The following is a 24,403-nucleotide window of genomic DNA, read 5'->3' as shown; positions in this document are numbered from 1 at the left end:
CGCTTCTCAGCCCTGAGAAGCGTTCCCTGACTCGCCGACTTCGAAGCTTCTGCTGCCGCGACACACCCGATCGGAGTCTTCAGTCGTCCCCAGGACCGCGTCGATCACTTGAAGCAGTGGCTTCGAACGCAAGGGATGGTCATGAGTCAGTCCAGTCCGGTCTACAGCCCCGACGGGCGTCACCTTTGGGACGGCCAGCAGTGGGTGCCGATCGCCAGCGGTACCTCGGCCACGCTCCTGCCCAGCCGGCCGCCTGCTGCTCCCTGGTACCGCATGCAGATCGCCAGTCCCGGCATGGTCATGATTCTCTTGGTGATTTTCGGTCTGCTGGGCTGGGGCATCGTCTCGCAAGCGCAGGCCGACGACGAGAATTCGCAGCGAGCCGATCAACGCGCCTGCTATCGATTCAGCGAGGACATCAGCCAATGCTGGACCGGTGTGCCGTCACGGCAGCTGCTGTCACCATCGCCGGCCTGATGAGCCTGGCCGGTTGCAGCGGAGGAGCCGAGGTCAGCAGTCAGACCATGAACACCGGGGACTGGCTCGAAGGCCCCATGGACTCCAGCCTCGACTCCTTGACCTCAGCGGGGCACAACCGTCAGCGATCACGCCACCCAGACGACCTTCGTGCCCGCGGACTGCGACGCCCTGGCAGCCGCTGTGTCCGGCGTCCGCACTGAACCGCTGCCCACAGACGTTGAGCTGGCCGGCCACTGGGGCAGCCTCGTAGACACCTTCGACGGAATGGCCGACGCCTGCCGAGCCAACGACCTCGCCGCGTTCCAAGCCCAGCTGCAAGCGATGAGCCCCTTGGTAGATGCCATGCAGGCCCGCATCGAGCAGCTCTGAACGAGGAGGACAAACACCGCACATCGATGAGCTAGCCAGAGCGGCGCGATTCGACCGTCACGGACATGAGTTCTAAGGCGGCATGTCGCGGCCCAGCGGCCTCTCCCCCGCCGCGTCTCGCGATCGGTGCATCTTGAGACGCCGTCACCCTCTGGCTACGCCGGGGCCGTCGGCTCCTGCAGCGCCCGCCACACCCGGTCGGCGCTGAGCGGCAGCTCCCGCAGCCGCACACCCGTGGCGTCGCGCACCGCGTTGGCCAGCGCGGGCGCGACGGGGTTGTAGGGCGCCTCGCTCATCGACTTGGCGCCCAGCGGCCCGATCGTGTCGACGGTGTCGGCGTACAGCACTTCGGTGTCGACGAGGTCGCCGATCTGCGGCACGTGGTACTCCCGCAGCGTCGGGGTCGTGACGCGGCCGTCGGCGTCCGTGCGGACCTCCTCGAACAGCGTCGAGCCGATCGCCTGCGCGACCCCGCCCTCGACCTGGCCGCGCAGCTGCACGGGGTTCATCACGACGCCCGCGTCGACGGCCTGCACCGAGCGCAGCAGCCGGACCTCGCCGGTCGCGGTGTCGACCGCGACCCGGAAGCCCTGCACGTTGAAGGCCACGGACCGGCGCGCGGCGTCCTCGCGCCCGTCTGCGGACGGTGCGGAACCGCTGCGGCGCAGAGCCTCGGCGTGGACGTCGGCGAGCGGGACGAGGACCGCGCCGCAGCGGACCCCGCCGGGTTCCAGGACCGCGTCGTCGACGGGAGTCCCGGCCAGGGCGGCGGCGAGCGCGCGGACCTCCTCCGCCAGGCGGCCGCAGGCCACGAGCAGCGCCTTGCCGGCCACGACCACCCCCGCGGACCCGAACGCCCCCGTGTCGTGCGCCGTGACGTCGGTGTCGGCCTGCCGCAACCGGATCCGGTCGGCCGTCGTGGCGAGCGCCCCGACGGCGATCTGGGTGTGCACGGTCGTGGTGCCGTTGCCGAACTCCGCCGTGCCCACGGACAGCAGCCACGTCCCGTCGGGTTCCAGCGCGGCCGTCGCGTCGGCGTAGTGCCCGCGGGGCGGGGTGGTCGCGATCATCGACGCGGCCATGCCCGTGCCCGTGCGCCACTGCGGACCCTCGGGCGCGGGCAGTCCGTCGCGGCCCAGCGCCTCCTCGACGAGGTCGAGGCACTGGTCGAGACCGTAGCTGCCGTAGCGCAACCCGTCGTCGACGCCGCCGTGCTCGGGGTCGGAGGTCACGACGAACGGGTCCCCCGGCACGACGACGTTGCGCCGGCGCAGCTCGAACGGGTCGATCCCCAGCTCCCGCGCCAGGTCGTCCAGCGCGGACTCCAGCGGGAAGATGACCTGCCCGAGGCCGTACCCGCGGAACGCGCCCGACGGCACGTTGTTCGTGTAGACCGCGCGGGCGTCCACGCGCTTGTTCGCGCAGCGGTACACCGCGATGGACTCGTGGCAGCCGTGGAACATCACCCCGGGCGAGTGGTTGCCGTAGGCGCCCGCGTCGGACAGGACGTCCACCGCGAGCGCCGTCAGGACGCCCTGCGCGTCGGCGCCCAGGCGGACGCTCACGCGCATCGGGTGCCGCACGGGGACCACGGTGAGCTCCTCGGTCCGCGTCAGCTCGAACTGCACGGGCCGCCCCGTGCGCAGCACCGCGAGGCCGACGAGGTCCTCGGTGAGGAGTTCCTGCTTGCCACCGAAGCCCCCGCCGACGCGCGCCGCGAACACCCGGACCCGCTCGGGTGCGAGCCCGAGGATGCGCGCGAGCTCGTCGCGCACGAGGAACGGCACCTGGGTGGAGGTGCGCACCACGAGGCGGCCGTCGTCGTCGAGCCACCCGAGGGCGGCGTGCGTCTCCAGCGCGACGTGGGACACGCGCTGCGTCTGCCAGGTCCCCTGCACCGTGACGTGCGCGGCGGCCAGCGCGGCCTCGACGTCGCCCACCCCGCCGTGCAGCTCGGCGACGAGGTTGCGGTGCGGGTCCGCGATGCGGGAGGCGGCGGGGTCCTTGTCGCCGTGGACGAGGGGCGCCCCGGGCAGCAGCGCCTGCCCGGGGTCGAACACCGCGTCCAGCACCTCGTACTCGACCCGGACGCGCCGCAGCGCCTCCTCGGCGGTGCCGCGGTCCTCCGCGACGACGGCCGCGACCCGCTGGCCGTGGAAGCGGACGACGTCGTCGAGGACGCGGGTGTCGTCGGGGTCGTCAAGGCGGTCCTCGTGGCGGCCGGTGGAGAACAGCACGTCGGGGGAGTCGCGGTGGGTCAGCACCGCGACCACGCCGTCGAGGGCCTCGGCGGCCGAGACGTCGATCGCGGTGATGCGCGCGTGCGCGTGCGGGCTGCCGAGGACGGCCAGGTGCAGCAGCCCCGGCACGGCCGTGTCGAGCGTGTACGGCTCGGTGCCCGAGACGACGCGGCGCGCGGCCGGGGCACCGACCCGCTCCCCCGTCGCGCCGCTGTCCCGCAGGTCGGCCGCAACTCCCTCGACCGCGTCGCGCGCGGCCCGGTACCCCGTGCAGCGGCACAGGTTGCCCTTGAGGTGCTCGTCGAGGTCGGCCCGCTGCTCCGCGTCCAGCGAGGCCGCCGTGACCACCATCCCCGCCGTGCAGAACCCGCACTGGAACCCGGCCGCGTCGACGAACCGCTGCTGCACGGGGTGCAGGGCGGCCGGGGTGCCGAGGCCGGTGACCGTGGTGACCTCGCGCCCCGCGGCCCGCACGGCCGGGTACAGGCACGAGTGCACGGCGGCGCCGTCGACGAGGACGGTGCAGGCACCGCAGTCGCCCGAGTCGCAGCCCTTCTTCACGCCGTGGTGGGCGTTCTCGCGCAGCAGCGTGCGCAGGCACTGGCCCGGGCGGGGTTCGACCTCGATCGCGGTGCCGTCGACGGTGATCTTCACGCGAGCTCCTCGCAGACCTCGGCGACCGAGCGCAGCGTCGTCGCGCGCCGCCAGTCGGGCGCGCCGTGCACGTCGTCGAACCAGCCGCAGCTCGCCGCCACGCGCTGCTCGACGTCGCGGGCCACGACCGGCGCGGGCGGCGCCTCGGGGTAGCGCAGGACGACGGGCCGCTCGGTCGCCGCCGTGACGGTCACGACGAGGCCGCCGTCGAGGTCGCGGCGGCCCACGACGAGCGACGCCGAGCGCCCGAGGCGGCTCAGCGAGGTGCGGCGGAACGCGGTCGTGGCCCGCAGCGCCGCGTCGGGCAGCGTGACGGCCCGCAGCACCTCCCCGGGGCGCAGGGCGGTCCGGCGGTCGCCGAGCACGAGGTCCGCCACGGCGAGGCGGCGCACCGAGCCGTCCGCGGCCCAGAGCTCCGCCGTGCCGTCGAGCGCCGCCGCGAGCGAGGTCATCGACCCGGCCGGCAGCGCGAGGCAGACGTTCCCGCCCACCGTGGCGACCGAGCGCACCTTGAACGAGGCCAGCAGCGCGCGCACGCACTGGCGCAGCAGCGGGTGCGCCGCCCAGCCGGGCTGCGCCGGGACCTCCGCGACCGCCGAGACCGGGCAGGTCCCCGCCAGCCGCAGCCCCTCGCCGGTCACGGTGAACGGTTCCCAGCCGAGGGTCGTGAGGTCGACGAGGCGCCGCAGCTGCGGCTGCGGGGTGGAGAACAACCAGGTGCCGCCGGCGAGCACCGCGGTCGCCGGGTCCCCGTCGTGGGCCGCCGCGAGGGAACCGCGGTCGTGCACGGCGACGACCTCCTCGAGGCCGGCGAGGTCCACGGTCAGTACGCGACCCGGGCGGCCGCGGCCAGCCAGGCGTCGAAGGGGGCGGCCGCACCGGCGCCGCGCTGCTGCTCGATCCGCACCGACCACAGCGAACGGTCGGTGGCGAACAGGTCGTAGAACGCGAGGTCGTCGAAACCCCCGCGCGCGGCGTCGTGGCGGTCGGCCGCGAACAGCACCCGGTCCACGCGCGCCCACAGCGCCGAGGCCAGGCACATCGGGCACGGCTCGCAGCTGGAGTACAGCGTCGCCCCGGCCAGGGAGAACGTGCCCAGCACGCGGCACGCCGCCCGGATGGCCTGCACCTCGGCGTGGGCGGTCGGGTCCACGTCGCGCGTGACGCGGTTCTGCCCCGTCGCGACGACGGCGCCGTCGAGGACGACGAGCGCGCCGAACGGCCCGCCCCCGTCGGTGACGTTGCTCGCCGCCAGGTCCACCGCGGCCTGCAGGTGGCGCCGGTCCAGCTCGGCCGTGCCCTCCAGCGCGGGCGCGCTCACAGCAGCGACCCCGTCTCCCACGCCAGCGGGGCCGCGGGTTCGTCGTCGCGCACGATGCGCGCGTGGATGTGGCCGTAGGGACGGTCGTCGGCGTGGAACACCTCACCGCGGTTCTCGACGCCGAAGCGGGCCAGGTCGTAGTCGAAGTGGTGCTTGTTCGGCGCCGACAGCCGCATCTCCGCGATCTCCGGGACGGCCTCCAGCGCGGACCGGCCCATGTGCCACATCGTCTGCTGCAGCGCGGAGGAGTGCAGGGTCGCGAACACCCCCAGCATCGTGCGGCGCACGGTCTCGTAGGCGGCGTCGAAGTCGTAGCCGTCCGCCAGCGCGGCCGGGGTGTAGCGCCACGCCACCGACAACGACGTGGCCATGACGCGGTCGTCGGTCTCCGGCAGCGTCGTGTACCCGTCGACGAGGAAACCCTTGAACTCCGACCCCGTGGACTTCAGCACCACGAGGTCCTTCAGCCCGGCCACGACGTGGGTGACCTGCTCCGCGCCCGTGCCGTCCACGGTCACGGCCGCCGTGCGGACCTCGGTCCCCGAGCGCACCCAGGAGTGGTCGTGCTCCACGCCGTCGACCACGACGCGGTCCCACAGGTAGGACTCGACGTCGATGCGGGCGCCCGTCACGGGGGCCACGTCGTCGACGAAGTGGCGCGCGAGGTCGAGGGCGTACGTCTCGACGCTCGTGAGGCCCTTCTCCTTGGCGTAGGAGTAGATCGTGTTCTTCTGCGTGTCGGTGGGCAGGACCTTCGCCTGGTCCCCCGCGAGGTAGGCGTCGGAGAAGTCGCCGCGCAGCGTCGAGGTGACGTTCAGGTCGACGATCTCGTGCCGGGCCGTGTCGCGCTGGAAGCGCACGACGCGGTTCTCGGCCTTCCCGTACTGGTGGTCCGCCAGGACGATGGCCATGTCAGCTCCCTCGGTAGGTGGAGTAGGCGAACGGCGACAGCAGCAGCGGCACGTGCAGGTGCTCCCGGTCCGCGGTGACGGTGAAGGCGACGACGACCTCCGGGTAGAACGCCTCCCGCTGCGCCGCCGCGAAGAACTCCCCCGTGGCGAACGCGAGCCGGAACGTGCCCGGGGCGAGGTCGGGGCCGAACCGCGCGCGACCGTCGGCGTCCGTGCTCGCGCGCGCGAGCTCCGCGCCGTCCGCCCCGGTGAGCAGCAGGCCCACCCCGGCGGCCGGCGTCCCGGTGCTCGCGTCGAGCACGTGCGTGCTCAGGGTGGTCACGCCGCGGCCCCCTCGAGGGCGCGCAGCAGCCGGAGACGCGTGATGGCGGCGAGCTCGGTGCGCAGGACGCGGCGCTCGGTGGCGGGGTCGTTGCCGAGGCGGGAGCGCAGGACGGCCAGCAGCTCCTCCGCGCTGCGCCCCGACGCGCACACCAGGTAGACGTGCCCGAAGCGCGCCTCGTAGGCGGCGTTGCCCTCCGCGAGCTCCGCGAGGACGGCCGGGTCCGCGGCCAGCGCGGCCGACTGCTCGCGCTGCGAGGCGGCCCCCGCGGGCCGTTCCCCGATGCGCGGGTGCGCCGCGAGCGCCGCGTCGACGTCGGCCTCGCTCGTCGCCGCCAGCTCCTGCTCCGCCGCCGCCAGCAGGGCCTCCGGGCCGTCGAACGGGCGCCGGGCGAGGACGTGCTCCGCCCACGCCGGGGCGTCGCAGCAGGAGAGCAGCAGCGCGCGGAACGCGTCGTCGTCGTCCACCTCGGGCAGCACCCGTCACCTCCGCACCTCGTGGCCGGGGACGTCCCGGTCCCCAGAGTTCTACGCCATCCCCGGGGGCCCGAGCGCCCGGACCACCCGGACGCACCGCCGCCGGAACCGGCGCGAAACCTGCCCGAAACGTGGCGCCCGGACGCTCCGCCCCGTGTGGTGGGATCTCGATCGTGAGAGCGCTGGGGATCGTGCTGGCCGCCGGGGCCGGGCGGCGGATGGGGGCGCCGAAGGCCCTGCTGCGCGGGCCGGACGGCCGGACGTGGGTGGCGCGGGCCGCGCAGGCGCTGCGGGCGGGCGGCTGCGCCGAGGTCGCCGTCACGCTCGGGGCCGCAGCCCCCGACGTCCTGGCGGAACTCCCCCCGGGGGTGACGGGGCTGGCCGTGCCGGACTGGGCGGAGGGCGTGGGCGCGGGGGTGCGGGCTGCGCTGGAGCACGCCGCGGCGGGCGGCGCCGACGTCCTGGTCCTCGTGCCCGTCGACCTGCCGGGCCTGAGCGCCGACGACGTCGCCGCCGTCCTCGCCGCGGCCGCGGCCGCCCCGGAACCCGCCGCGGTGCGCGCCACGGACGGCGGACGCCCCGGGCACCCCGTCGCGCTCGGGCGCGGGCACTGGGCCGCGGCCCTCGCCGCGACGGGCGGCGACACGGGCCTGCGGGCGTTCCTGGACGGCGTCGGGGTGCGCGAGGTGCCCCGCGCGGGAGCGGTCGCAGACGTCGACTCCCCCGCCGGACTGCCCCCCGGGACGCTGCTCCCGCCGCCGCACGCGTAACGCACTCTTCACACGGCGAGGGGCCCCGGGCCCTGCCGCGGGCCGTCCCCGGCTGCCACCGTGGAACTTCCCCACCCGAGGAGGCCGCGGTGTCCGCACCCACGCTCGAGGTCCACGGCACGCACCCCGTCGACCAGGTCCCGCCGCTCGCGCGCCTCGCGCCGCTCGGCCTGCAGCACGTGCTCGCGATGTACGCGGGGGCCGTGGCCGTCCCGCTCATCGTCGGCGGCGCGATGATCTCCGCGGGGCAGATGGCCCCCGACGACCTGGCGCACCTCGTCGTCGCCGACCTGTTCGTCGCGGGCATCGCGACGATCCTGCAGTCGGTGGGGTTCTGGCGCTTCGGCGTCCGGCTGCCCCTCATGCAGGGCTGCACGTTCGCCGCCGTCGGCCCCATGATCACCATCGGGACGAACCACGGCATCACCGCGATCTACGGCTCGGTGATCGCGTGCGGGCTGTTCATGATGCTGCTGGCACCGGTGTTCTCCACGCTGCTGCGGTTCTTCCCGCCGCTGGTCACGGGCACGGTCATCCTGCTCATCGGCCTCTCGCTCATGAGCGTCGCGGCCGGCTGGGTCGGCGGCGGCACGGGCACCCCGGACTTCGGGGCGCCGTCGAACCTCCTGCTGGCCCTGTTCACCCTCGTCGCGATCCTGCTGCTGGAGCGCCTCGCGCCGCCCGCGGTCGCCCGGGTCTCGATCCTGCTGGGCATCGCGGCGGGCACGGCCGTCGCGGCGCTGACGGGGAAGGTCGACGTCTCGGGGGTCGCCGCGCAGGACTGGGTCGGCATCTCGACGCCGTTCGCGTTCGGGGCGCCGACGTTCGAGGTGGGCTCGGTGATCGCCATGTGCGTCGTCGGGCTCGTCATCATGACCGAGACGACCGGCGACATCCTGGCCATCGGGGAGATCGTCGAGCGGCCCGTGACCCGGCGGGCGGTCGCCGACGGCATGCGCGCCGACGGGTTGTCGACCGTCCTCGGTGGCGTGTTCAACACGTTCCCGTACACGGCGTTCGCGCAGAACGTCGGCCTCGTCAGCATGTCGGGCGTCCGCTCCCGCTACGTCGCGACGTTCGCCGGCGGCGTGCTCATCGTGCTCGGCCTGCTGCCCAAGCTCGGCGCCGTCGTCGCGGCCGTGCCCGTCGCCGTCCTCGGCGGCGCCGGGGTGGCCCTGTTCGGGATGGTCGCGGCCAGCGGCATCCGCACCCTCGCCTCCTGCCGGCTCGACTCCCGCGCCCTGCTGATGATCGCCACGGCGATCGGCGTCGGCCTGCTGCCCACCGTCAACCCGGAGATCTACGCGCAGACGCCGAGCTGGTTCCAGACGATCTTCGACTCGGGGATCTCCTCGGGGGCGATCACGGCGATCGTGCTGCACCAGGTGCTCTGCACCACCCGGCACACCCCGCAGGAGAACGCCGCCGCCGCCGCGGAGGCCGCGGGGGTGGTAGGACTGCGACGGTGAGCCAGGCCACCACGGACGACGCCCCCCGCCGGCGCTGCGGGACCACCGACGTGCACGTCCGGCTGCTGGAGCAGGACCCGGACTACCGCAGCGCGCGGGCCTCGATCGCGCAGGCCCGCACCGCGGCCACCGCACGGACGGCGCCCGGGACCGAGGAGGTCGTGCGGATCCCCGTCGTCGTGCACGTCGTCTCCCCCTCGCCGCAGGACGTGACGGACGAGCAGGTCGCCGGCCAGGTCGCGGTGCTGAACGCCGACTTCCGCGCCGCCAACACCGACCTCGACGCCGTGCCCGAGCCGTTCCGGCCGCTGGTGGGCGACGCCCGCGTGGAGTTCGTCCTGGCCACCACGGCCCCGGACGGCTCGCCGTCGACCGGCACCACCCGCACGAGCACGGACGTCGCGGAGTTCACCACCGACGACGCCGTCAAGGCCGCCGCGACGGGTGGCGCCGACCCGTGGCCCGTCGAGACGCACCTGAACCTGTGGGTGTGCCCGCTGGGCGGCGGGCTGCTCGGGTACGCGCAGTTCCCCGGGGGCCCGCCCGCCACGGACGGCGTCGTCGTGAACATCACGGCGTTCGGCACCACGGGGACGGCGAGCGCCCCGTTCGACCTCGGCCGCACGGCCACCCACGAGGTCGGCCACTACCTCGACCTCTTCCACCTGTGGGGCGAGTTCGCCGCCAGCTGCGAGGACACCGACGAGGTCGACGACACCCCCAACCAGGGCGGCCCCAACCACGGCCGGCCCGCGTTCCCGCACGTCAGCTGCGACAACGGGCCCGACGGGGACCTCTTCGTCGACTACATGGACTACGTCGACGACGCGGCCATGGTCATGTTCACGGCGGGCCAGGTGACGCGCATGCGGGCCGCGCTCGCCGGGGCCCGCGCGCCGCTGGCCGCCGCGGGCGCCGGACCCTCCGGCTCCCCGGCGACGGCGGGCACCCCGTGACGCAGGAGCCGCCGGACCCCGCCGGGGACCTCCTGCCCGGCGCCTGGGGGCACTCCTTCGAGGAGGACCACGACGGCGTCGCCGTCTACCGGCCCGCGGGCTTCGCCTTCCCCCGGGCCCGCGGCCGCGACGGGCTCGAGCTGCACCCCGACGGGACCTTCCTCGACGTCGACGCCGGGCCGGGCGACGCGGGCCGCGCGCGGTCGGGGAGCTGGGAGACCGCCGAGCGGGACCGGCTGCGCCTGCGCGGCCCCGCGGGCGAGCGGACGCTGCGCATCGTGCACCTCTCCCCCGAGCGCCTGGAACTGGGGCCCGGAGACGCGTGACACCGCTCTCACGGGCGAGCACACTCTCTGCACCCGTGATGTGGTGGGACGTCACCACCGAGCGTTCATGCCCGAGCGCGGCCAGTGCGACGACTCCCCCCGGCGAGTCGTGCCTCGACGAGCCGCCCGGAGGACGCCGTGCACCGCATCCAGGACGTGCTCGCGCGCGGAGCCGTCCGCAGCGAGTTCCAGCCGATCGTCGACCTCGTCAGCGGTGACGTCGTCGCCCACGAGGCGCTGGCCCGCGGGCCGGAGGGGCCCCTGCAGACCCCCGACGCCCTCTTCGCGGCCGCCCGCGGCGAGGGGCTGCTCGCCGAGCTGGACCAGCTGTGCCGCGCGGCCGCGTTCCGCGGCGCCCTGGCGCAGGAGGTCCCCACGCCGCTGACGGTCTTCGTCAACGTCGAGCCGGAGGTCCTGGACACCGCGCCGGTGGACGAACTGCTGGCCCTGGTCGACAGCGCCCCGGGGCGGCTGCGCATCGTCCTGGAGATCACCGAGCGCGCCCTGTCCGCCCGCCCCGCGGAGCTGCTGCGCACCGTGGGCCGCGTCCGGGACCTGGGCTGGGCCATCGCCCTCGACGACGTCGGCGCGGACTCCGCGTCCCTGGCCTTCATGCCGCTGCTGCGGCCCGAGGTCGTCAAGCTCGACCTGCGCGTGGTGCAGGAGCGCCCCTCCCCCGACGTCGCGGCGATCGTCAACGCGGTCAACGACTACGCCGAGCGCACGGGTGCCCTGCTGCTCGCCGAGGGCATCGAGACCGAGGCGCACCTCGCCACCGCCCGCGGGCTCGGCGCGAGCCTGGGCCAGGGCTGGCTCTTCGGCCGTGCGGTGCCCGCCCCCGAGGCCCGCCCCCAGGTGGGGGAGCTGCGCTTCCCGCCGCCCGTGCCGCGCCCGGACGACGCCGTTCCGCCGTCGCCGTTCGCCTGCCTGCCCCCGGGCACGGAGCTCAAGCACGCCCCCAAGCGGCTGCTGGTCGAGCTCAGCCGGCAGCTCGAGCGGCAGGCCGTGCAGCTGGGCAAGACGTGCGTCGTCGCCGCGACGTTCCAGGAGGCGCGGCACGTCACGCCGCGCACCATCGACCGCTACCGCGAGCTCGCCGCCGCCACCGCCTTCGTCTGCGCGCTGGGCCACGACGTGGTCCGGCAGCCGCTGCCGGGCGTGCGCGGGGCCGCGCTCGAGGCCGACGACCCCGTCCGCGCGGAGTGGGACGTCGTCGTGGTGAGCCCGCACTTCGCGGCCGCGCTGCTCGCGCGCGACCTCGGCGACGTGGGCGTCCCCGACATGGACCGCCGGTTCGAGTACGCGCTGACCTACCGCCGCCAGACGGTGCTGGCCGCCGCCCACAGCCTGCTGCTGCGGGTCGCGCCCGACGGCGCCTCGACGCTGACGCGGGTGCCCCGGAGCGAGCCCGCCCCGCCCGCCGGGGCCAGCGCGGGCGAGCCGCCCCTGCACCGGGCGCTGCGGGCCGCGACGAGCGGCATCACCATCGCCGACCTCCGCCGGCCCGGTCACCCGCTCGTCTTCGCCAACCAGGCCTACGCCGACCTCGCCGGCCAGCCGCTCGGGGAGCTGGTGGGCCGCAGCGCCCGCCACCTGGACGGCGGGTGGACGGACCGCGCGGCCGTGGACCGCCTCGTCGCCGCCGTCGCCGACGGGCGGAAGGTCCGCGAGACGCTGCTGCAGCACCGCGGCCCCGACCGCACCCCCTGGTGGAGCGAGGTGCAGGCCTCCCCCGTCGTCGACGAGCGCGGCCGGGTGGTGCAGTGCATCACCGTGCACACCGACGTCACCCGCACCCGGGAGCGCGGGCAGGCTCCCCGGCGCGAGGGCCGCGGGTTCGCGGGCCTCCCGGACGTCTCCCGGGAGGGCGCCGGGACCGACGCGCTCACGGGCCTGCTGGACCGGCACCGCTTCCACGACCTCGCCGAGCGCGAGCTGCGGGCGGCGACCGGCGCGGGCACGGGGACGGCCCTGCTCAGCGTCGGCCTCGACGGACCCGGCGTCGACGGGTTCGGGACCGCCGGCGACGCGGGGCGGGCGGCCGCCGACCTGCTGCTGGTCTCGGCCTCGCGCCGGCTGCAGTCGCGCCTGCGGCGCAGCGACCTCGCGGGCCGCCTCGGGCCCCGGGAGTTCCTCGTCGCCCTCGTGGGCCTGGACCGCGACACCGCCCGCGCCGAGGCCGGCCGCATCGCCGCGCACCTCGGGTCCGCGCTGTCCGCGCCGTACCGCATCGGCGGGCACCCGGTGGACGTGTCGGTGAGCATCGGCGTGAGCAGCTGCCCCGGCGACGAGGGGAGCCTGGGCCGGCTGGTGGTGCTCGCCGGGGACCGGATGCGCGAGCGGCAGGAGGCCCGTCGCCGCGCACCGGTCCTCGACGTCGCCGGGGAACCCGGCCCGCGGGGCTGACGGGCGGGGAAACCGGTGGACGGGGGTTCCGGCCGCCGAGCACCCTGGACGGCGTGCAGCAGCAGGACGTGTGGGACGACGAGGCCGCCCGGCGCTACGACACCCCCGGGACGGGGATGTTCGCGCCCGGCGTCCTCGACCCCGCCGTGGAGCGCCTCGTCGCCGAGGCGGCCGGCGGCCCGGTGCTCGAGTTCGCCGTCGGGACCGGCCGGGTGGCCCTGCCGCTCGCCGCGCGGGGCGTCGCCGTGACCGGCCTCGAGCTGAGCCGGCCGATGGTGGACCGGTTGCGCGAGAAGGCGGACGAGACGGCCCTGCCGGTCGTGCTGGGCGACATGGCCACGACCCGGGTGCCCGGGGAGTTCTCCCTCGTCTACCTGGTGTTCAACACGATCTCGAACCTGGTGACGCAGGCCGGGCAGGTCGCGTGCTTCCGCAACGCCGCCCGCCACCTGCGCCCGGGCGGGCGGTTCCTCGTCGAGCTGTTCGTCCCCGACCTGCGCTCCCTGCCACCCGGTGCGGGCGCCGCCGTCTTCGCGCAGGAACCCGGCTACCTGGGGGTGGACACCTACGACGTGCTCGCGCAGCAGCTGGTCTCCCACCACGTGCGCTTCGGCGCGGGCCGCTCGGCCGAGGTGTTCCGCAGCCCCCACCGCTACGTGTGGCCCTCCGAGCTCGACCTCATGGCGCAGCTGGCCGGGTTCGTCCTCGAGACCCGCGACGCCGACTTCGCGGGCGCGGAGTTCACCGCGGAGTCGACGTCGCACGTCTCGGTCTACCGCCTCCCCGGGTAGTTCCCGGCCCGCGCGCGACGGCCCGGTGCGAGGGACCGTGCCCGGGTGCGGGAGCGCCGCGCGTCCCCGAGGATCGGCGCGTGGATCGAACGGTGCGCCTGCTGGACGACGTCGTCGCCGGGGCCTTCCGGCTCGCCGCGAGGCTGCGCTCGGCGAAGGCGGTGCACACCGTCGGCACGGTCGTGGCCGCCGACGTCGTGCGCCACGGGCTGCACCCCGGCACGGGCGTGGCGTGGATCGACGAGGCCGGCGTCGACCGGGCCGTCGTCCGGTTCTCCCGCGGCGCCGGGCTGCCCGCCCCGCTGCCCGACGTGCTCGGCATCGCCGTGCGGGTCAGCAGCCCCGCGGGCGACCCGTGGGACCTGCTGCTCGCCTCCAGCGCGGACCGCTGGCCCGCCCGGCGCTTCCCGCTGCCCAGCGCGCACTGGCGGCGCCCCACCTACTCCAGCATCTCCGCGTTCCGCACCGCCCGCGGTCTGCTCGTCGTCGGGTCCCGCTGGCGCGACGGGCGGTTCCTGCTCGCGGTGGCCGAGCCCCGCGGGCCGTGGCGGCCCTTCGCGGAGCTGCGCCTGCTCGACGACCCCTCGACCGCGCCCGAGCAGGTCATCACCTACGACCCGGTGCTGCACCCGTTCCCGGGCCTGGAGATGCCGGTGGGTTGGCAGCACGTGCGCGAGGCGGCCTACGCCGGGTCGCGCGACGGGCGCTCCGGCGCGCACCACGGCTGAGGGGCCGGGCTCCAGCGCCGCACCGCGCCGCGGTGGCAGGCTCACCACCGTGACCGAGCCGAGCACGAGCGCCCCCGTCGTCGCCGAGCACGAGGACACCCGCTCCGACGGGCCCATGACGGGCGACGAGCGGGCCGTGCTCGACCACTGGCTCGACCTGTACCGCGACACCCTGCTGCTGAAGGTCGCCGGGCTGGACGCTGAGCAGCTCGTCCGGCGGGCCGTCCCGCCGTCCACGATGAGCCTGGCCGGGATCGTCCGGCACCTCACGGAGGTCGAGGCGTACTGGCTGCGGGTCGTCCTGCTCGACGAGCAGGACGTGCCCGACTACTACTGCGTGCCGGACAGCCCGGACGGCGACTTCGACGACGTCGACGCCGCGACCGCCGCGGACGACGTCGCGGCCTACCGGGCCGAGCTCGTCACGACCCGCGCGAACACCGCGTCCTGGACGGACCTGGCGGCCCCGGTGCGCGGGCTGCGGCGCGGGCGCCCCGTGAACCTGCGGTGGATCCTCACCCACCTCGTCGAGGAGTACGCGCGCCACCTCGGCCACGCGGACCTGCTGCGCGAGGCCGTCGACGGCCGCACCGGCTACTGAGGCGGGCGGTCGCGCTCAGTCCGACTCGACTCGACCCAGTCTGACTCAGTCTGACTTAGTCCGACTTAGTCCGACTTAGTCGACTCGGCCCGTCGTGGTCCGTAAGGTGGAGTCGTGACGCAGACGGTGAACGTGCACGAGGCGAAGACGCACCTGTCCCGCCTGCTCGAGGCGGTGGAGCGCGGCGAGGACGTGGTCATCGCCCGCGCGGGCAAGCCCGTGGCCCGGCTGGTGCCGGCCCGCTCACGAGGGGTCCGCCGTCCCGGGTCCTGGAAGGGACGGGTGGTCATGGCCGCCGACTTCGACGAGTCCCCGCCCGAGCTGGTCGCGGCCTTCCAGGACGACCTCGACCCGCACGTCCCGTGAGCCTCCTCCTCGACACCCACGTCCTCCTGTGGTGGCTGGCCGACGACGAGCGTCTCCCCGAGCGGATGCGTGCGGCCGTGGCGGACGACGAGCAGGAGGTGCTCGTCTCGGCGGCCACGGCCTGGGAGATGTCGATCGAGGCTGCTCTCGGCAAGCTGACCGCGCCGGACGGCCTCCGCGAGGAGCTGCAGCGTCAGGGTTTCACCGAGCTGGCGGTCACGGTGGAGGACGGCCTGGCCGCCGGGGCGCTGCCCCGCCACCACGACGACCCGTTCGACCGCATGCTCATCGCGCAGGCCGCCCGACGCGGTCTGCAGCTGCTCACCGTCGACCGACGGTTCGGCGACTACGACGTCCGGCTCCTGTAGCGGGGCGCGCACGGACGGCGGGTGCGGGACCACCCGCCCGGACCGGCTCAGTCCCGGGCGGCCTCGCCGTCCGGGTCGTCGCTGCGCTCGCCGCGGCCGCCGGCCAGGTGGTGCGCCGCCACGACCAGCGGGAAGTGGCTGAACGCCTGCGGGAAGTTGCCCAGCTGCCGCTTGGAGACCGGGTCGTACTCCTCCGCGAGCAGGCCCAGGTCGTTGCGCAGGGCGAGGAGCTTGTCGAACAGGGCCACGGCCTCCTCGGTGCGGCCGATGCCCTGCAGGGCGTCGACCAGCCAGAACGAGCAGGCGAGGAACACGCCCTCGGAACCCGGCAGGCCGTCCTCGGCCTCCTCCACCTTGTAGCGCAGCACCAGCCCGTCGTGGGTGAGCTCGCGCTGCACGGCCTCGACGGTCGCGACCACGCGCGGGTCGTCGAAGGGCAGGAACCCCACGCGGGGGATCAGCAGGAGGCTCGCGTCGAGCGCCTCGGAGCCGTAGGACTGGGTGAACGCCCCGGTGGTCGCCGAGACCCCGTGGGTGAGGACGTCGGTGCGGATCTCCTCGCGCACCCGCCGCCAGCGCTGCACAGGACCGGGCAGCCCGAATTCCTCGGCGCTGCGGACCATGCGGTCGGCCGCGACCCACGCCATGACCTTGGAGTGGGTGAAGTGCCGCCGGGGGCCGCGCATCTCCCACAGCCCGTTGTCGGGCTCCTGCCAGCGCGCCTCGAGGTGGTGCATGAGCGCCTTCTGCAGGTTCCAGGAGTCGTCCTCCTCGTTCTCCAGCCCCGCCTGGCGCGCGAGGAAGAGGCTGTCGAGGACCTCGCCCCACACGTCGAGCTGCAGCTGCCCCGCGGCGGCGTTGCCGATGCGCACGGGCGAGGAGCCCTCGTAGCCCTTGAGCCAGTCCAGCTCCAGCTCCGGCAGGCGGCGGGTCCCGTCGAGGCCGTACATGATCTGCAGGTCCCCGGGGTCGCCCGCGACCGTGCGCAGCAGCCACGCGCGCCACGCGGCCGCCTCCTCGACGTGCCCGGACAGCAGCAGCGCCTGCAGCGTGTACGTCGCGTCGCGCAGCCAGCAGTAGCGGTAGTCCCAGTTGCGGGAGCCGCCGAGCTCCTCGGGCAGCGAGGTCGTGACGGCCGCGACGATGCCGCCCGTCGGGGCGTACGTCATGGCCTTCAGCACGGTGAGGGAGCGGTTGACGGCGTCGCCCCACGGGCCGGTCATCGGCACGGCCGTGGTGGAGCTCCAGTCCGCCCAGAAGTCCAGGGAGTCCTGCAGCGCGTGGTACGGGTCGGGACGGTGCGGCATGTCCTCGTGGCTCTTGCCCCACGTCAGGACGAACGGGACCTTCTCGCCCTCGTGGACGGTGAAGTCGGACACCGACGTGAGGTCGCGGCCCTCGATGGGCGCGGTCGACCAGAACCACACCGAGTCGGGGCCGGCGACGGCCTCGAGCTCGTCACCGCGCCGGCGCACCCACGGCACGATCGAGCCGTAGTCGAAGCGCAGCGCGAGCTCGGAGGACATCCGGACCTCGCCCTCGAGGCCCTCGACGATGCGGATGACGTCGGGGTGGTTGCCGCGGGGCGGCATGAAGTCGGTGACGCGGACGGTCCCGTCGGGGGTGTCCCACTCCGTCTCCAGGACGAGCGAGCTGTCCACGTAGCGGCGCCGCGTGCAGGACGCGCCGCCGCTCGGGCCGATCCGCCAGCGCCCCGCGTCGGGGGTGTCGAGCAGCGCCGCGAAGCAGGCCGGCGAATCGAAGCGCGGGAAGCAGAGCCAGTCGATCGACCCCGTGCGGTCGACCAGCGCCGCGGTGTGCAAGTCGCCCAGGAGGGCGTAGTCCTCGATCCGCGCCATGAGGTCATTCTGGGGCTACGCGTGAGGCCTCAACGACCAGGGCGCGCGGGGACTGGGCCGATCAGCGGAGGTGACCCTTGAGGGCGACGTTCAGGGAGCCGGCGATGATCACGCGCAGGTGACCCGCGGGGGCCGTGGCGCGGGTGGTCACCGTGACGGTCGCGGTGGAGGCCTTGGTGGCCTTCGCGACCGGAGCGGCGGAGGCCGCGGGGGCGAGCGCGGCTGCGCCGGTGAGGAGCGCACCGCTGACGACGACGGCGGCGAACGCACGGGGCAGGGACACGGCGGGGCTCCTCGAGGCTGGTGAAGTCCGGAGACTCTCAGTGACTGACAACCCAGGCTTCGGCGTGCGCCCACGCTGGCTTGAGCACTTCGAGACGTCGGATGTCGTCACTGCGAGTGACAGGCGGGTGAACCGCGTGAACGCTCCACGATCCGCGGCGGCCCCCGGGGCCTGGAGCGGGAGGTTCAGGGGACCGTCGGCAGGGTCAGCCGCATCTCGACCTCGTCGGTCGTCTCGTCGAGGCTGTACGGGAGCCGCACACCGGTCTCCGCGAAGCCGCGCCGGCGGTAGAACCCCCGGGCGCGCTCGTTGGCCTCGTGCACGTGCAGCAGCACGCTGCCGCCCTCGGCCTGGCGCCCCACCCAGGCCAGGGCCTCGTCCAGCAGCGCGTCGGCGACCCCCGCGGCCCGCCCCCGGTGGCCCGGGGCGACGAAGACCGACACGAGGAAGGGCCCCTCGACGGGGTGCACGAAGGCCGACATCGTGCCCAGCCAGCGCCCGTCCGCGCCGACCGCGGCCCACCCGGCGTTGCCCGGCGTGGCGCAGCGGCGGGCCCGGAAGCGCCACTCCGCGTCGTCCAGCGCGAGGGCGTGCTCGAGGGTCTCGCCGAAGGCGAGGGGGGTGTCGGCGAGCATCTCGAGCCGGATCGCCCGGTAGGCGCGCCACTGCGCCTCGTCGATCGCGACCACGCGGACGTCCACGCGCGCAGCGTAGGACCCCGCCCGGCCCTCCCCCCTGCACGCCTCGCGCACGACCCGGCCGGTGCACCGCGCCGCCGGATCGGGCAGCCTCGGGGCCGCACCCTCCGCCCGCCACCTCCCGGGAGCCCCGTGACCCCCACCGCCACCCGGCGTGCCTGCTACACCGGCTACGTCACGCAGGCCGTCGTCAACAACCTGGCGCCGCTGCTGTTCATCGTGTTCCAGCGCCGCTACGACGTGCCTCTCGACGTCCTCGGCCGCCTGGTGCTGCTGAACTTCGCGACCCAGCTCGTCACCGACGTGGTGGCCGTCAAGGTCGTCGACCGGGTCGGGTACCGCGTGCCGCTGGTCCTGGCCCACGTCCTCGCCGTCGCCGGGCTGCTGCTGCTGGCCGCCGGGCCGCAGTGGGGGCCGAGCCCCGCGGCGGGACTGGCCGTCGCTGTGGTCGTCTACGCGGTCGGCGGTGGGCTGCTGGAGGTCCTCGTCAGCCCCGTGGTCGAGGCGCTGCCCAGCCCGGCCGAGGGCAAGGCCGCGCAGATGAGCCTGCTGCACTCGTTCTACTGCTGGGGCCAGGTCGCGGTGGTCGTCGGGACGACCCTGCTGCTCGCGGCGATCGGCGAGCAGAACTGGCAGCTGCTGCCCGTGCTGTGGGCGCTCGTGCCGCTCGCGAACCTCGTGGTGTTCACCCGGGTCCCGCTGCCCGACACCGTGCCCGACGAGCACCGCACGAGCCTGACCTCGCTGCTGCGGGCGCCGGCGTTCGCGGCCGTGCTGCTGCTCATGCTGGCCGCGGGGGCCGCCGAGCTCACGATGTCGCAGTGGTCCTCGCTGTACGCCGAGCAGGGCCTCGGGGTGGGCAAGGTCGCCGGCGACCTCGCCGGCCCGGCGCTGTTCGCCGTCCTCATGGGGCTGGGGCGCATGGCGTACGGCCTGCTGGGCACCCGGGTCCCCCTGGTGCCCGCGCTCACGGTCTCGGGCGTCCTGGCGGCCGCCTGCTACGTGCTCGCGGCGGCCTCGCCCAGCCCCGTCGCGAGCCTCGTCGGCTGCGCCGTCTGCGGGCTCGCCGTCAGCCTGCTCTGGCCCGGCGCCTTCAGCCTCGCGGCGGCGCGCTTCCCCCTCGGCGGGGCCGCGATGTTCGGCGTGCTCGCCGTCGCGGGGGACGCGGGCGGGGCCGTGGGTCCCTGGGCCGCCGGGGTCCTGGCCGAGGCGTCGACGAGCTCCTCGGGTGTCCTGCAGCGCCTCTCGGCCGCGCTGCCGGCCGACGACGGCTCCGGCCTGCGCGTCGGGATCCTGCTCGCGGTGGCGTTCCCCGTGCTGGTCGTCGTCGCGGCCGGGAGCTTCGCCGTCCTGCAGCGGCGCCGCCCGGGGTCCGCGGCCTGAGCCCGCTTCCCGCGGGTGCGCACCGGGGCACCCTGCGGGCTGGCCCTGCGCGCCGGACAGTGCGAGGCTGCCGGGACGTCTTCGGTGCCGAGGACGCGGCCTTTCGACGAGGGGGTCCACGTGAGTGCGACGACCGGACGGTCCGACGCTGAGCTCCGCGCGACCACGGGCAGGCGGCAGTTCCTCAACGACCGCGACGACTTCGTGGCCGAGGCGCTGGAGGGTTTCGCGCTGGCCCACCCGCAGCTCGTGACGCTGCACCGCGACCCCGACTTCCTGCGCCGCGCCCCGGCCGGTCGGCGGCCCGGCAAGGTGGCGCTGGTGGCGGGCGGCGGTTCCGGGCACGAACCCCTGCACACGGGTTTCGTCGGCGTCGGGATGCTCGACGCGGCCGTGCCGGGCCGCGTGTTCACGAGCCCCACGGCGCTGCAGGTCGCGGCGGCCACGCGCGCCGCGAACACCGGCGCCGGCGTGCTGCACGTGGTGAAGAACTACACCGGTGACGTCCTGAACTTCCGCATCGCCGCGGAGATCGCCGCCGACGACGGCGTCGAGGTCGACCAGGTGCTCGTCGAGGACGACCTGGCCACCGACCCGGCCGTCACGGGCCTCGACGACGGCCCCGGCCGCCGGGGCACCGCCGCGGTCGTCGTCGTCGAGAAAGTCTGCGGCGCAGCGGCGGAGGAGGGTGCCCCGCTCGCCGACCTCGTCGCGCTGGGCCGGCGGACGGCCAAGCGCTCGCGCACGCTGTCGATCGCGCTGACCGCGCCCACGCACCCCGGCGAGCGGCTGCCGTCGTTCGACCTGCCCGAGGACGAGGTCGAGTTCGGCGTCGGCATCCACGGCGAGCGCGGCGTCGGCCGCCGCGCGTTCTCCACGGCCGCCGACCTCGCCGAGCAGCTCGTCACACCCGTCGCCGACGCGATCGAGGTGCAGCGCGGCGACGCGGTGCTCGCGGTCGTCAACGGCCTGGGTTCCACGCACCCGCTCGAACTGTCCGTCGTCTTCCGGGAGGTGGTCCGCGTGCTCGAAGCCCGCGGAGTCCGCGTCGTGCGTTCCCTCGTCGGGTCGCACGTCACCGCGCTCGACATGGCCGGGGTGTCCGTGACGCTCACCCCGGCCGACCACGACCTCGTGCGCCTGTGGGACGCGCCCGCGCGGACGGCGGCCCTGACGTGGTGACGCCGCCGCAACGCCCGCCGCGCCGCACCACGATCGCCGCGCCCGAGCGCCTGGAGCTCCTGCACGACGGCACCCCCGTCCCGCCCGTGCGCGGGGGCCGGGCGGCCGACCTCGACGCGACCCGGGTGCGGGCGTGGTGGGTCGGGTTCTCCGAGCAGGTCCGCGAGCGCGCCGAGGAGCTCACCGAGCTCGACCGCCTCGCGGGCGACGGCGACTTCGGGCACAACCTGCGCGCCGCCGTCCGCGGCGCCGACGCCCGCCTGGACCGCACGCGCCCGGGCGACGTCTCGGGCGTCTTCGACGCCGTCACGCAGGCCTTCCTGGACACCGGGGGCACGAGCGGCCCCCTGCTCGGCATGTGGTTCCGGGAGTTCTCCCGCGCGACGGGCGCCACCCTGTCCACGGAGGACCTCGCCGCGGCCGCCCGCGCCGGGTTGGACACCGTCCAGCGCCTCGGCGGGGCGCAGCTCGGGGACAAGACGATGGTCGACGCCATGGGGCCGGCGGCCGACGCCCTGCAGGACGCGGCCCACGCGCACGTCCCCGTCGTGGCGGCGCTCGGGGCGGCCTACCGCGCCGCGGCGGACGGGGCGCGCGGCACGGAGGCGCTGCGGGCCCGGCGGGGGCGCGCGAGCTACGTCGGCGACGTCGCCCGCGGCGTCGTGGACCCCGGGGCCCTCGCGGTGGCCTGGTTCTTCGAGCGGGGCACCGTGGTCTGAGGTTCCCCGATCGGCCTCCAGAAGTCGTTGACGCCTCAAACAAGCGCTGCTACCTTCAAGGACAGCACTTGCGGCGGCAACTACTTCTGGAGGACCTCATGGGCCTGTTCGGTGGCAAGAAGGACAACAGCAGCACCACGACGCTGACGCGCGAGCTCCCCGCGGTGGACGGCTGGCAGGCCGGCACGTGGACGATCGACGCCACGCACTCCGAGGTGTCGTTCACCGTCCGGCACATGGGCATCAGCAAGGTCCGCGGCCGCTTCGGCGAGGTCTCGGGCGAGATCGTCACCTCCGACGCGCTCGGCGAGTCCACCGTGACCGCGGAGATCGACGTCACCTCGGTCACCACCTTCAACGAGGCCCGCGACGGCCACCTAAAGACGGGCGACTTCTTCGAGGTCGAGACCCACCCGAAGGCGACCTTCCGCAGCACCGGCATCCGCCACGACGGCGACGACTACGTCATCGACGGCGAGCTCACGCTGAAGGGCGTCACCCAGCCCGTCACCCTGGTCACCGAGGTCGCCGGCCTGGGCCCCGACGCCTACGGCGGCACCCGCATCGGCTTCTCCGCCAAGGGGACCGTCAACCGCCGCGACTTCGGCCTGTCCTTCGACGCCCGCCTCGACAACGGCGGGCTCGTCGTGGCCGAGAAGGTCGACCTGCAGCTCGACGTCGAGGCCGTCCTCAGCGCCTGAGCGTCCTCAGCCGGACCGTCGCCGGGCCCGCCCGGCGACGGTCCGCAGCATCGGCCCCCGCGGCGAGGACGCCATGAGGCGCAGGTCGTCCGCGAGCCCGGTGGAACCGTCCAGGAAGCCCAGCACGCGGTGCACGGGGTTGCGGGTGAACAGCTGCACGAACAGCTCGTCGCCCGCCAGGCGCGAGCGCGCCACCGCCTCCAGCACCAGCGAGTCCATCAGCAGGTGGCGCCGCCCGTGCGGGCGCGGCGGGACGGGTTCCCCACCCCGCGCCAGCGCCGCGGCGACCGCGTCCGCCTGGCGCTGCACGGCGCTGAACGCGTACCCCGTCGAAGGCCGCACGGCGCCGGCCGCGGCCCCGAACCGGAACACCCCCGGCACGGGGTGCGGGGGGAACGGCGCGTCGGTCATGGGGATGACCCCGCGCTCCTCCTCGAGCACCTCGTGCTCGCCGATGCCGCTGCGGTGCAGGTACTCCCGCCACGCGTCGTCGTAGCCCGCGTCGTCGAGCAGGTCGGGGGAGAACTCCGTGTACTCCACCAGCGCCTCGTGCGCGGACGTCGGCAGCACGTAGCCGAACGCCACCCCGCCGCGCGGCTGGGGGACGCGGAAGTCCATGAGCGTCACGCAACCCGCGTCGAACACCGGGTCCTGCGTGCGGATGCGCCGGCCCAGGAAGTGCTGCAGCAGCAGCGTGCGGCCCGTGGTGGGCACCGGCACGGGACGCGTGTCGAGCACCCGGCGCGCGAGCAGGTCGAGACCCTCGCCGCGCACGGCGACGCCGGCCGGCCCGGCCACCAGGTCCTCGACCACCCCGGCGACGACGGGCACCCCCGCGGCGGTCAGTCGCTCGCGCACGGCGGCCTCGACGTCGGTCGAGCGCAGCATCCGGTAGCGCCACGGGTCCAGCGAGCGCTGCACCTCAGCCCCGTCGGCGGCGACCACCCGCAACCGGGACCAGCTCGCGGCGACGAGCGGGCCGAACGGCCCGGGCCCCGCGGGGCCCCACGTGCACCACGTGCGCACCTGCGTGCGGCGCGAGGAGGCCGGCGGCGGTTCCACGACGGCGAAGCGGGTCGCCGTGCCCGCCAGGCGCCAGGCCAGGCTGCCGCCCGCGGCCCCCAGGCCGACGACGGCGAGGTCCAGCGGTCCGTTCTCGGGCGGGGGCACCCGGCGATCCTGCCTCGCCGATCGCCTCCGGTGCCCGGCGGCTCCCCCTAGGGTCGGATCACCACCCACCGACCAGGGAGTCCCATGCCGCTCATCACCGGGTTCAAGAACTTCGTCCTGCGGGGGAACGTCATCGACCTGGCGGTGGCCGTCGTCATCGGCACGGCCTTCGCGGCGGTGGTGAAGGCGCTCGTCGACAGCTTCATCAACCCGCTCGTCGCCGCCGTCGTCGGCGGGTCCACGCTCGCGACGTCGATGAAGATCCCGCTGCGCGGCGACGCCGCGATCGAGTTCGGCGCCATCCTCGCCGCGATCCTCAACTTCGTGATCGTCGCGGCGGTCGTCTACTTCCTCGTCGTCGTGCCGATGAACCGGCTGCTGGCCCTGCGCAAGCAGGGGGAGGTCGCGGAGCCCGCGGCCCCCGCCGAGGACGTCCTGCTCCTCACCGAGATCCGCGACCTGCTCGCGGCGCAGAACGGCACCGCGACGGCGACCAGCCGGCCCTAGTCCGGCCGGTCACCGGCGGCCGGGCTCAGCGCGCGCCGGGGTTCTCGGGGCCCGTGTCGCCCGGGACGGCCGCGGCCGCGTCCTCCTCGGAGATCTGCACGCCCGCGGTGGGGTCGCCGCCGGCGGTGCCCGCGACCTCGTCGTCGTCCGGCACGCCGGGGACGGCGTCGGCCGGGCGCGCCGGGCTCGGGACGGCCCCGCCGCCGGACGCGCGCGACACCGGGGAGGTGGCCTGCTCGTTGGTCTGGCGGACCTCGGCGTTGTCGTAGACGTCCACGGCCTGCTCGTCGGCCGTGCTGTCGGCGGTGCTGTCGTCGGTGCTCATGCCCCCACCCTCGCGATCAGCG

28 protein-coding genes are annotated in these 24,403 nt (G+C 75.2%); 17 read left to right on the top strand and 11 right to left on the bottom strand.

Going from position 1 to position 24,403, the window contains the following annotated elements; all coding sequences use genetic code 11:
* Positions 1-141 precede the first annotated feature (141 nt).
* Both F1544_RS07200 and F1544_RS07195 read left to right on the top strand, forming a co-directional pair.
* Positions 142-477 carry a hypothetical protein gene (locus F1544_RS07200; protein WP_167583711.1) on the top strand — a complete coding sequence of 112 codons (336 nt, stop codon included), beginning with the start codon at positions 142-144 and terminating at the stop codon, positions 475-477.
* 150 nt (positions 478-627) lie between these two features.
* Complete coding sequence (locus tag F1544_RS07195; protein ID WP_167583710.1) at positions 628-849, top strand: hypothetical protein; 222 nt, start codon at positions 628-630, stop codon at positions 847-849.
* A gap of 155 nt (positions 850-1,004) precedes the next feature.
* On the opposite strand, the gene F1544_RS07190 is transcribed toward F1544_RS07195, so the two are convergent.
* Genes F1544_RS07190 through uraD form a run of 6 tightly spaced genes read right to left on the bottom strand, consistent with a single transcriptional unit; the run spans position 1,005 to position 6,776 of the window.
* Positions 1,005-3,743 carry a molybdopterin-dependent oxidoreductase gene (locus tag F1544_RS07190; RefSeq protein ID WP_167583708.1) on the bottom strand — a complete coding sequence of 913 codons (2,739 nt, stop codon included), beginning with the start codon at positions 3,741-3,743 and terminating at the stop codon, positions 1,005-1,007.
* Positions 3,740-4,564 carry an FAD binding domain-containing protein gene (locus F1544_RS07185; RefSeq protein WP_167583705.1) on the bottom strand — a complete coding sequence of 275 codons (825 nt, stop codon included), beginning with the start codon at positions 4,562-4,564 and terminating at the stop codon, positions 3,740-3,742. Before F1544_RS07185 ends, F1544_RS07190 begins: the two co-directional genes overlap by 4 nt.
* A 2-nt stretch (positions 4,565-4,566) precedes the next feature.
* A complete protein-coding gene (locus tag F1544_RS07180; protein ID WP_308469924.1) occupies positions 4,567-5,064 on the bottom strand; it encodes a nucleoside deaminase in 498 nt (165 codons plus the stop codon).
* A complete protein-coding gene (pucL, locus tag F1544_RS07175) occupies positions 5,061-5,975 on the bottom strand; it encodes a factor-independent urate hydroxylase (RefSeq protein ID WP_167583703.1) in 915 nt (304 codons plus the stop codon). The genes F1544_RS07180 and pucL overlap by 4 nt, the downstream gene beginning before the upstream one ends.
* A 1-nt stretch (position 5,976) precedes the next feature.
* Positions 5,977-6,297 carry a hydroxyisourate hydrolase gene (gene uraH, locus F1544_RS07170; protein ID WP_167583701.1) on the bottom strand — a complete coding sequence of 107 codons (321 nt, stop codon included), beginning with the start codon at positions 6,295-6,297 and terminating at the stop codon, positions 5,977-5,979.
* Entirely contained in the window at positions 6,294-6,776 is a 483-nt protein-coding gene (gene uraD, locus F1544_RS07165) for a 2-oxo-4-hydroxy-4-carboxy-5-ureidoimidazoline decarboxylase (RefSeq protein WP_167583698.1), read from the bottom strand. Before uraD ends, uraH begins: the two co-directional genes overlap by 4 nt.
* 170 nt (positions 6,777-6,946) lie before the next feature.
* Here uraD and F1544_RS07160 point away from each other — a divergent pair, with 170 nt between their 5' ends.
* The 10 genes from F1544_RS07160 (at position 6,947) to F1544_RS07115 (ending at position 15,554) form a co-directional block, all read left to right on the top strand.
* On the top strand, positions 6,947-7,543 hold the full coding sequence (locus F1544_RS07160) for a nucleotidyltransferase family protein (protein ID WP_167583696.1): 597 nt from the start codon (positions 6,947-6,949) through the stop codon (positions 7,541-7,543).
* A 188-nt stretch (positions 7,544-7,731) separates the two neighbouring features.
* Complete coding sequence (locus F1544_RS07155; protein WP_167583759.1) at positions 7,732-9,012, top strand: nucleobase:cation symporter-2 family protein; 1,281 nt, start codon at positions 7,732-7,734, stop codon at positions 9,010-9,012.
* Positions 9,009-9,968, top strand: a complete 960-nt coding sequence (locus F1544_RS25780) for a zinc metalloprotease (protein WP_167583694.1) — start codon at positions 9,009-9,011, stop codon at positions 9,966-9,968. Before F1544_RS07155 ends, F1544_RS25780 begins: the two co-directional genes overlap by 4 nt.
* Positions 9,965-10,294 (top strand): hypothetical protein, encoded by a 330-nt coding sequence (locus tag F1544_RS07145; RefSeq protein WP_167583692.1) that lies wholly within the window; start codon positions 9,965-9,967, stop codon positions 10,292-10,294. Before F1544_RS25780 ends, F1544_RS07145 begins: the two co-directional genes overlap by 4 nt.
* A gap of 138 nt (positions 10,295-10,432) precedes the next feature.
* The gene (locus tag F1544_RS26215) at positions 10,433-12,700 is read left to right on the top strand and encodes an EAL domain-containing protein (RefSeq protein WP_167583691.1); all 2,268 of its coding nucleotides are present in this window, start codon (positions 10,433-10,435) and stop codon (positions 12,698-12,700) included.
* Positions 12,701-12,753: 53 nt separating this feature from the next.
* A complete protein-coding gene (locus tag F1544_RS07135; RefSeq protein WP_167583689.1) occupies positions 12,754-13,491 on the top strand; it encodes a class I SAM-dependent methyltransferase in 738 nt (245 codons plus the stop codon).
* Between the two features lie 80 nt (positions 13,492-13,571).
* On the top strand, positions 13,572-14,219 hold the full coding sequence (locus tag F1544_RS07130; RefSeq protein WP_167583687.1) for a hypothetical protein: 648 nt from the start codon (positions 13,572-13,574) through the stop codon (positions 14,217-14,219).
* 49 nt (positions 14,220-14,268) lie between these two features.
* Positions 14,269-14,820: a DinB family protein gene (locus F1544_RS07125; protein ID WP_308469922.1), complete on the top strand. Its 552-nt coding sequence runs from the start codon at positions 14,269-14,271 to the stop codon at positions 14,818-14,820.
* A 114-nt stretch (positions 14,821-14,934) separates the two neighbouring features.
* Entirely contained in the window at positions 14,935-15,186 is a 252-nt protein-coding gene (locus tag F1544_RS07120; protein WP_167583685.1) for a type II toxin-antitoxin system Phd/YefM family antitoxin, read from the top strand.
* Positions 15,183-15,554 (top strand): type II toxin-antitoxin system VapC family toxin, encoded by a 372-nt coding sequence (locus tag F1544_RS07115; RefSeq protein ID WP_167583683.1) that lies wholly within the window; start codon positions 15,183-15,185, stop codon positions 15,552-15,554. Before F1544_RS07120 ends, F1544_RS07115 begins: the two co-directional genes overlap by 4 nt.
* A gap of 47 nt (positions 15,555-15,601) precedes the next feature.
* Here the strand turns inward: F1544_RS07115 and F1544_RS07110 are convergent, their stop codons facing one another.
* The 3 genes from F1544_RS07110 to F1544_RS07100 form a co-directional block, all read right to left on the bottom strand.
* Complete coding sequence (locus F1544_RS07110) at positions 15,602-17,413, bottom strand: glycoside hydrolase family 15 protein (RefSeq protein WP_167583681.1); 1,812 nt, start codon at positions 17,411-17,413, stop codon at positions 15,602-15,604.
* A 61-nt stretch (positions 17,414-17,474) separates the two neighbouring features.
* Entirely contained in the window at positions 17,475-17,696 is a 222-nt protein-coding gene (locus tag F1544_RS07105; RefSeq protein WP_167583679.1) for a hypothetical protein, read from the bottom strand.
* A 185-nt stretch (positions 17,697-17,881) separates the two neighbouring features.
* Positions 17,882-18,397: a GNAT family N-acetyltransferase gene (locus tag F1544_RS07100; RefSeq protein ID WP_208971421.1), complete on the bottom strand. Its 516-nt coding sequence runs from the start codon at positions 18,395-18,397 to the stop codon at positions 17,882-17,884.
* A 129-nt stretch (positions 18,398-18,526) separates the two neighbouring features.
* Here F1544_RS07100 and F1544_RS07095 point away from each other — a divergent pair, with 129 nt between their 5' ends.
* From F1544_RS07095 to F1544_RS07080, 4 genes are all read left to right on the top strand, one after another.
* Positions 18,527-19,777 (top strand): MFS transporter, encoded by a 1,251-nt coding sequence (locus F1544_RS07095; RefSeq protein WP_167583678.1) that lies wholly within the window; start codon positions 18,527-18,529, stop codon positions 19,775-19,777.
* Positions 19,778-19,897: 120 nt separating this feature from the next.
* Positions 19,898-20,959, top strand: a complete 1,062-nt coding sequence (locus F1544_RS07090) for a dihydroxyacetone kinase subunit DhaK (RefSeq protein WP_167583676.1) — start codon at positions 19,898-19,900, stop codon at positions 20,957-20,959.
* Positions 20,956-21,678, top strand: coding sequence for a dihydroxyacetone kinase subunit DhaL (gene dhaL, locus F1544_RS24080; protein ID WP_208971420.1), 723 nt, complete (start codon positions 20,956-20,958; stop codon positions 21,676-21,678). Before F1544_RS07090 ends, dhaL begins: the two co-directional genes overlap by 4 nt.
* Positions 21,679-21,776: 98 nt before the next feature.
* Complete coding sequence (locus tag F1544_RS07080) at positions 21,777-22,379, top strand: YceI family protein (RefSeq protein ID WP_167583675.1); 603 nt, start codon at positions 21,777-21,779, stop codon at positions 22,377-22,379.
* A 6-nt stretch (positions 22,380-22,385) separates the two neighbouring features.
* Here the strand turns inward: F1544_RS07080 and F1544_RS07075 are convergent, their stop codons facing one another.
* Positions 22,386-23,549, bottom strand: coding sequence for a lycopene cyclase family protein (locus tag F1544_RS07075; protein WP_208971419.1), 1,164 nt, complete (start codon positions 23,547-23,549; stop codon positions 22,386-22,388).
* Between the two features lie 84 nt (positions 23,550-23,633).
* On the opposite strand from F1544_RS07075, the gene mscL reads away from it, so the two are divergent.
* Complete coding sequence (gene mscL, locus F1544_RS07070; protein ID WP_167583673.1) at positions 23,634-24,056, top strand: large conductance mechanosensitive channel protein MscL; 423 nt, start codon at positions 23,634-23,636, stop codon at positions 24,054-24,056.
* A 25-nt stretch (positions 24,057-24,081) separates the two neighbouring features.
* Here mscL and F1544_RS07065 read toward each other — a convergent pair whose 3' ends face one another.
* A complete protein-coding gene (locus tag F1544_RS07065; protein WP_167583671.1) occupies positions 24,082-24,381 on the bottom strand; it encodes a hypothetical protein in 300 nt (99 codons plus the stop codon).
* Between the last annotated feature and the right edge of the window lie 22 nt (positions 24,382-24,403).

Origin of the sequence: Kineococcus rubinsiae (assembly GCF_011839805.1) — a bacterium.
GTDB classification, from domain to species: Bacteria; Actinomycetota; Actinomycetes; order Actinomycetales; family Kineococcaceae; genus Kineococcus; species Kineococcus rubinsiae.
This window is presented reverse-complemented; position numbering and strand designations above follow the sequence as displayed.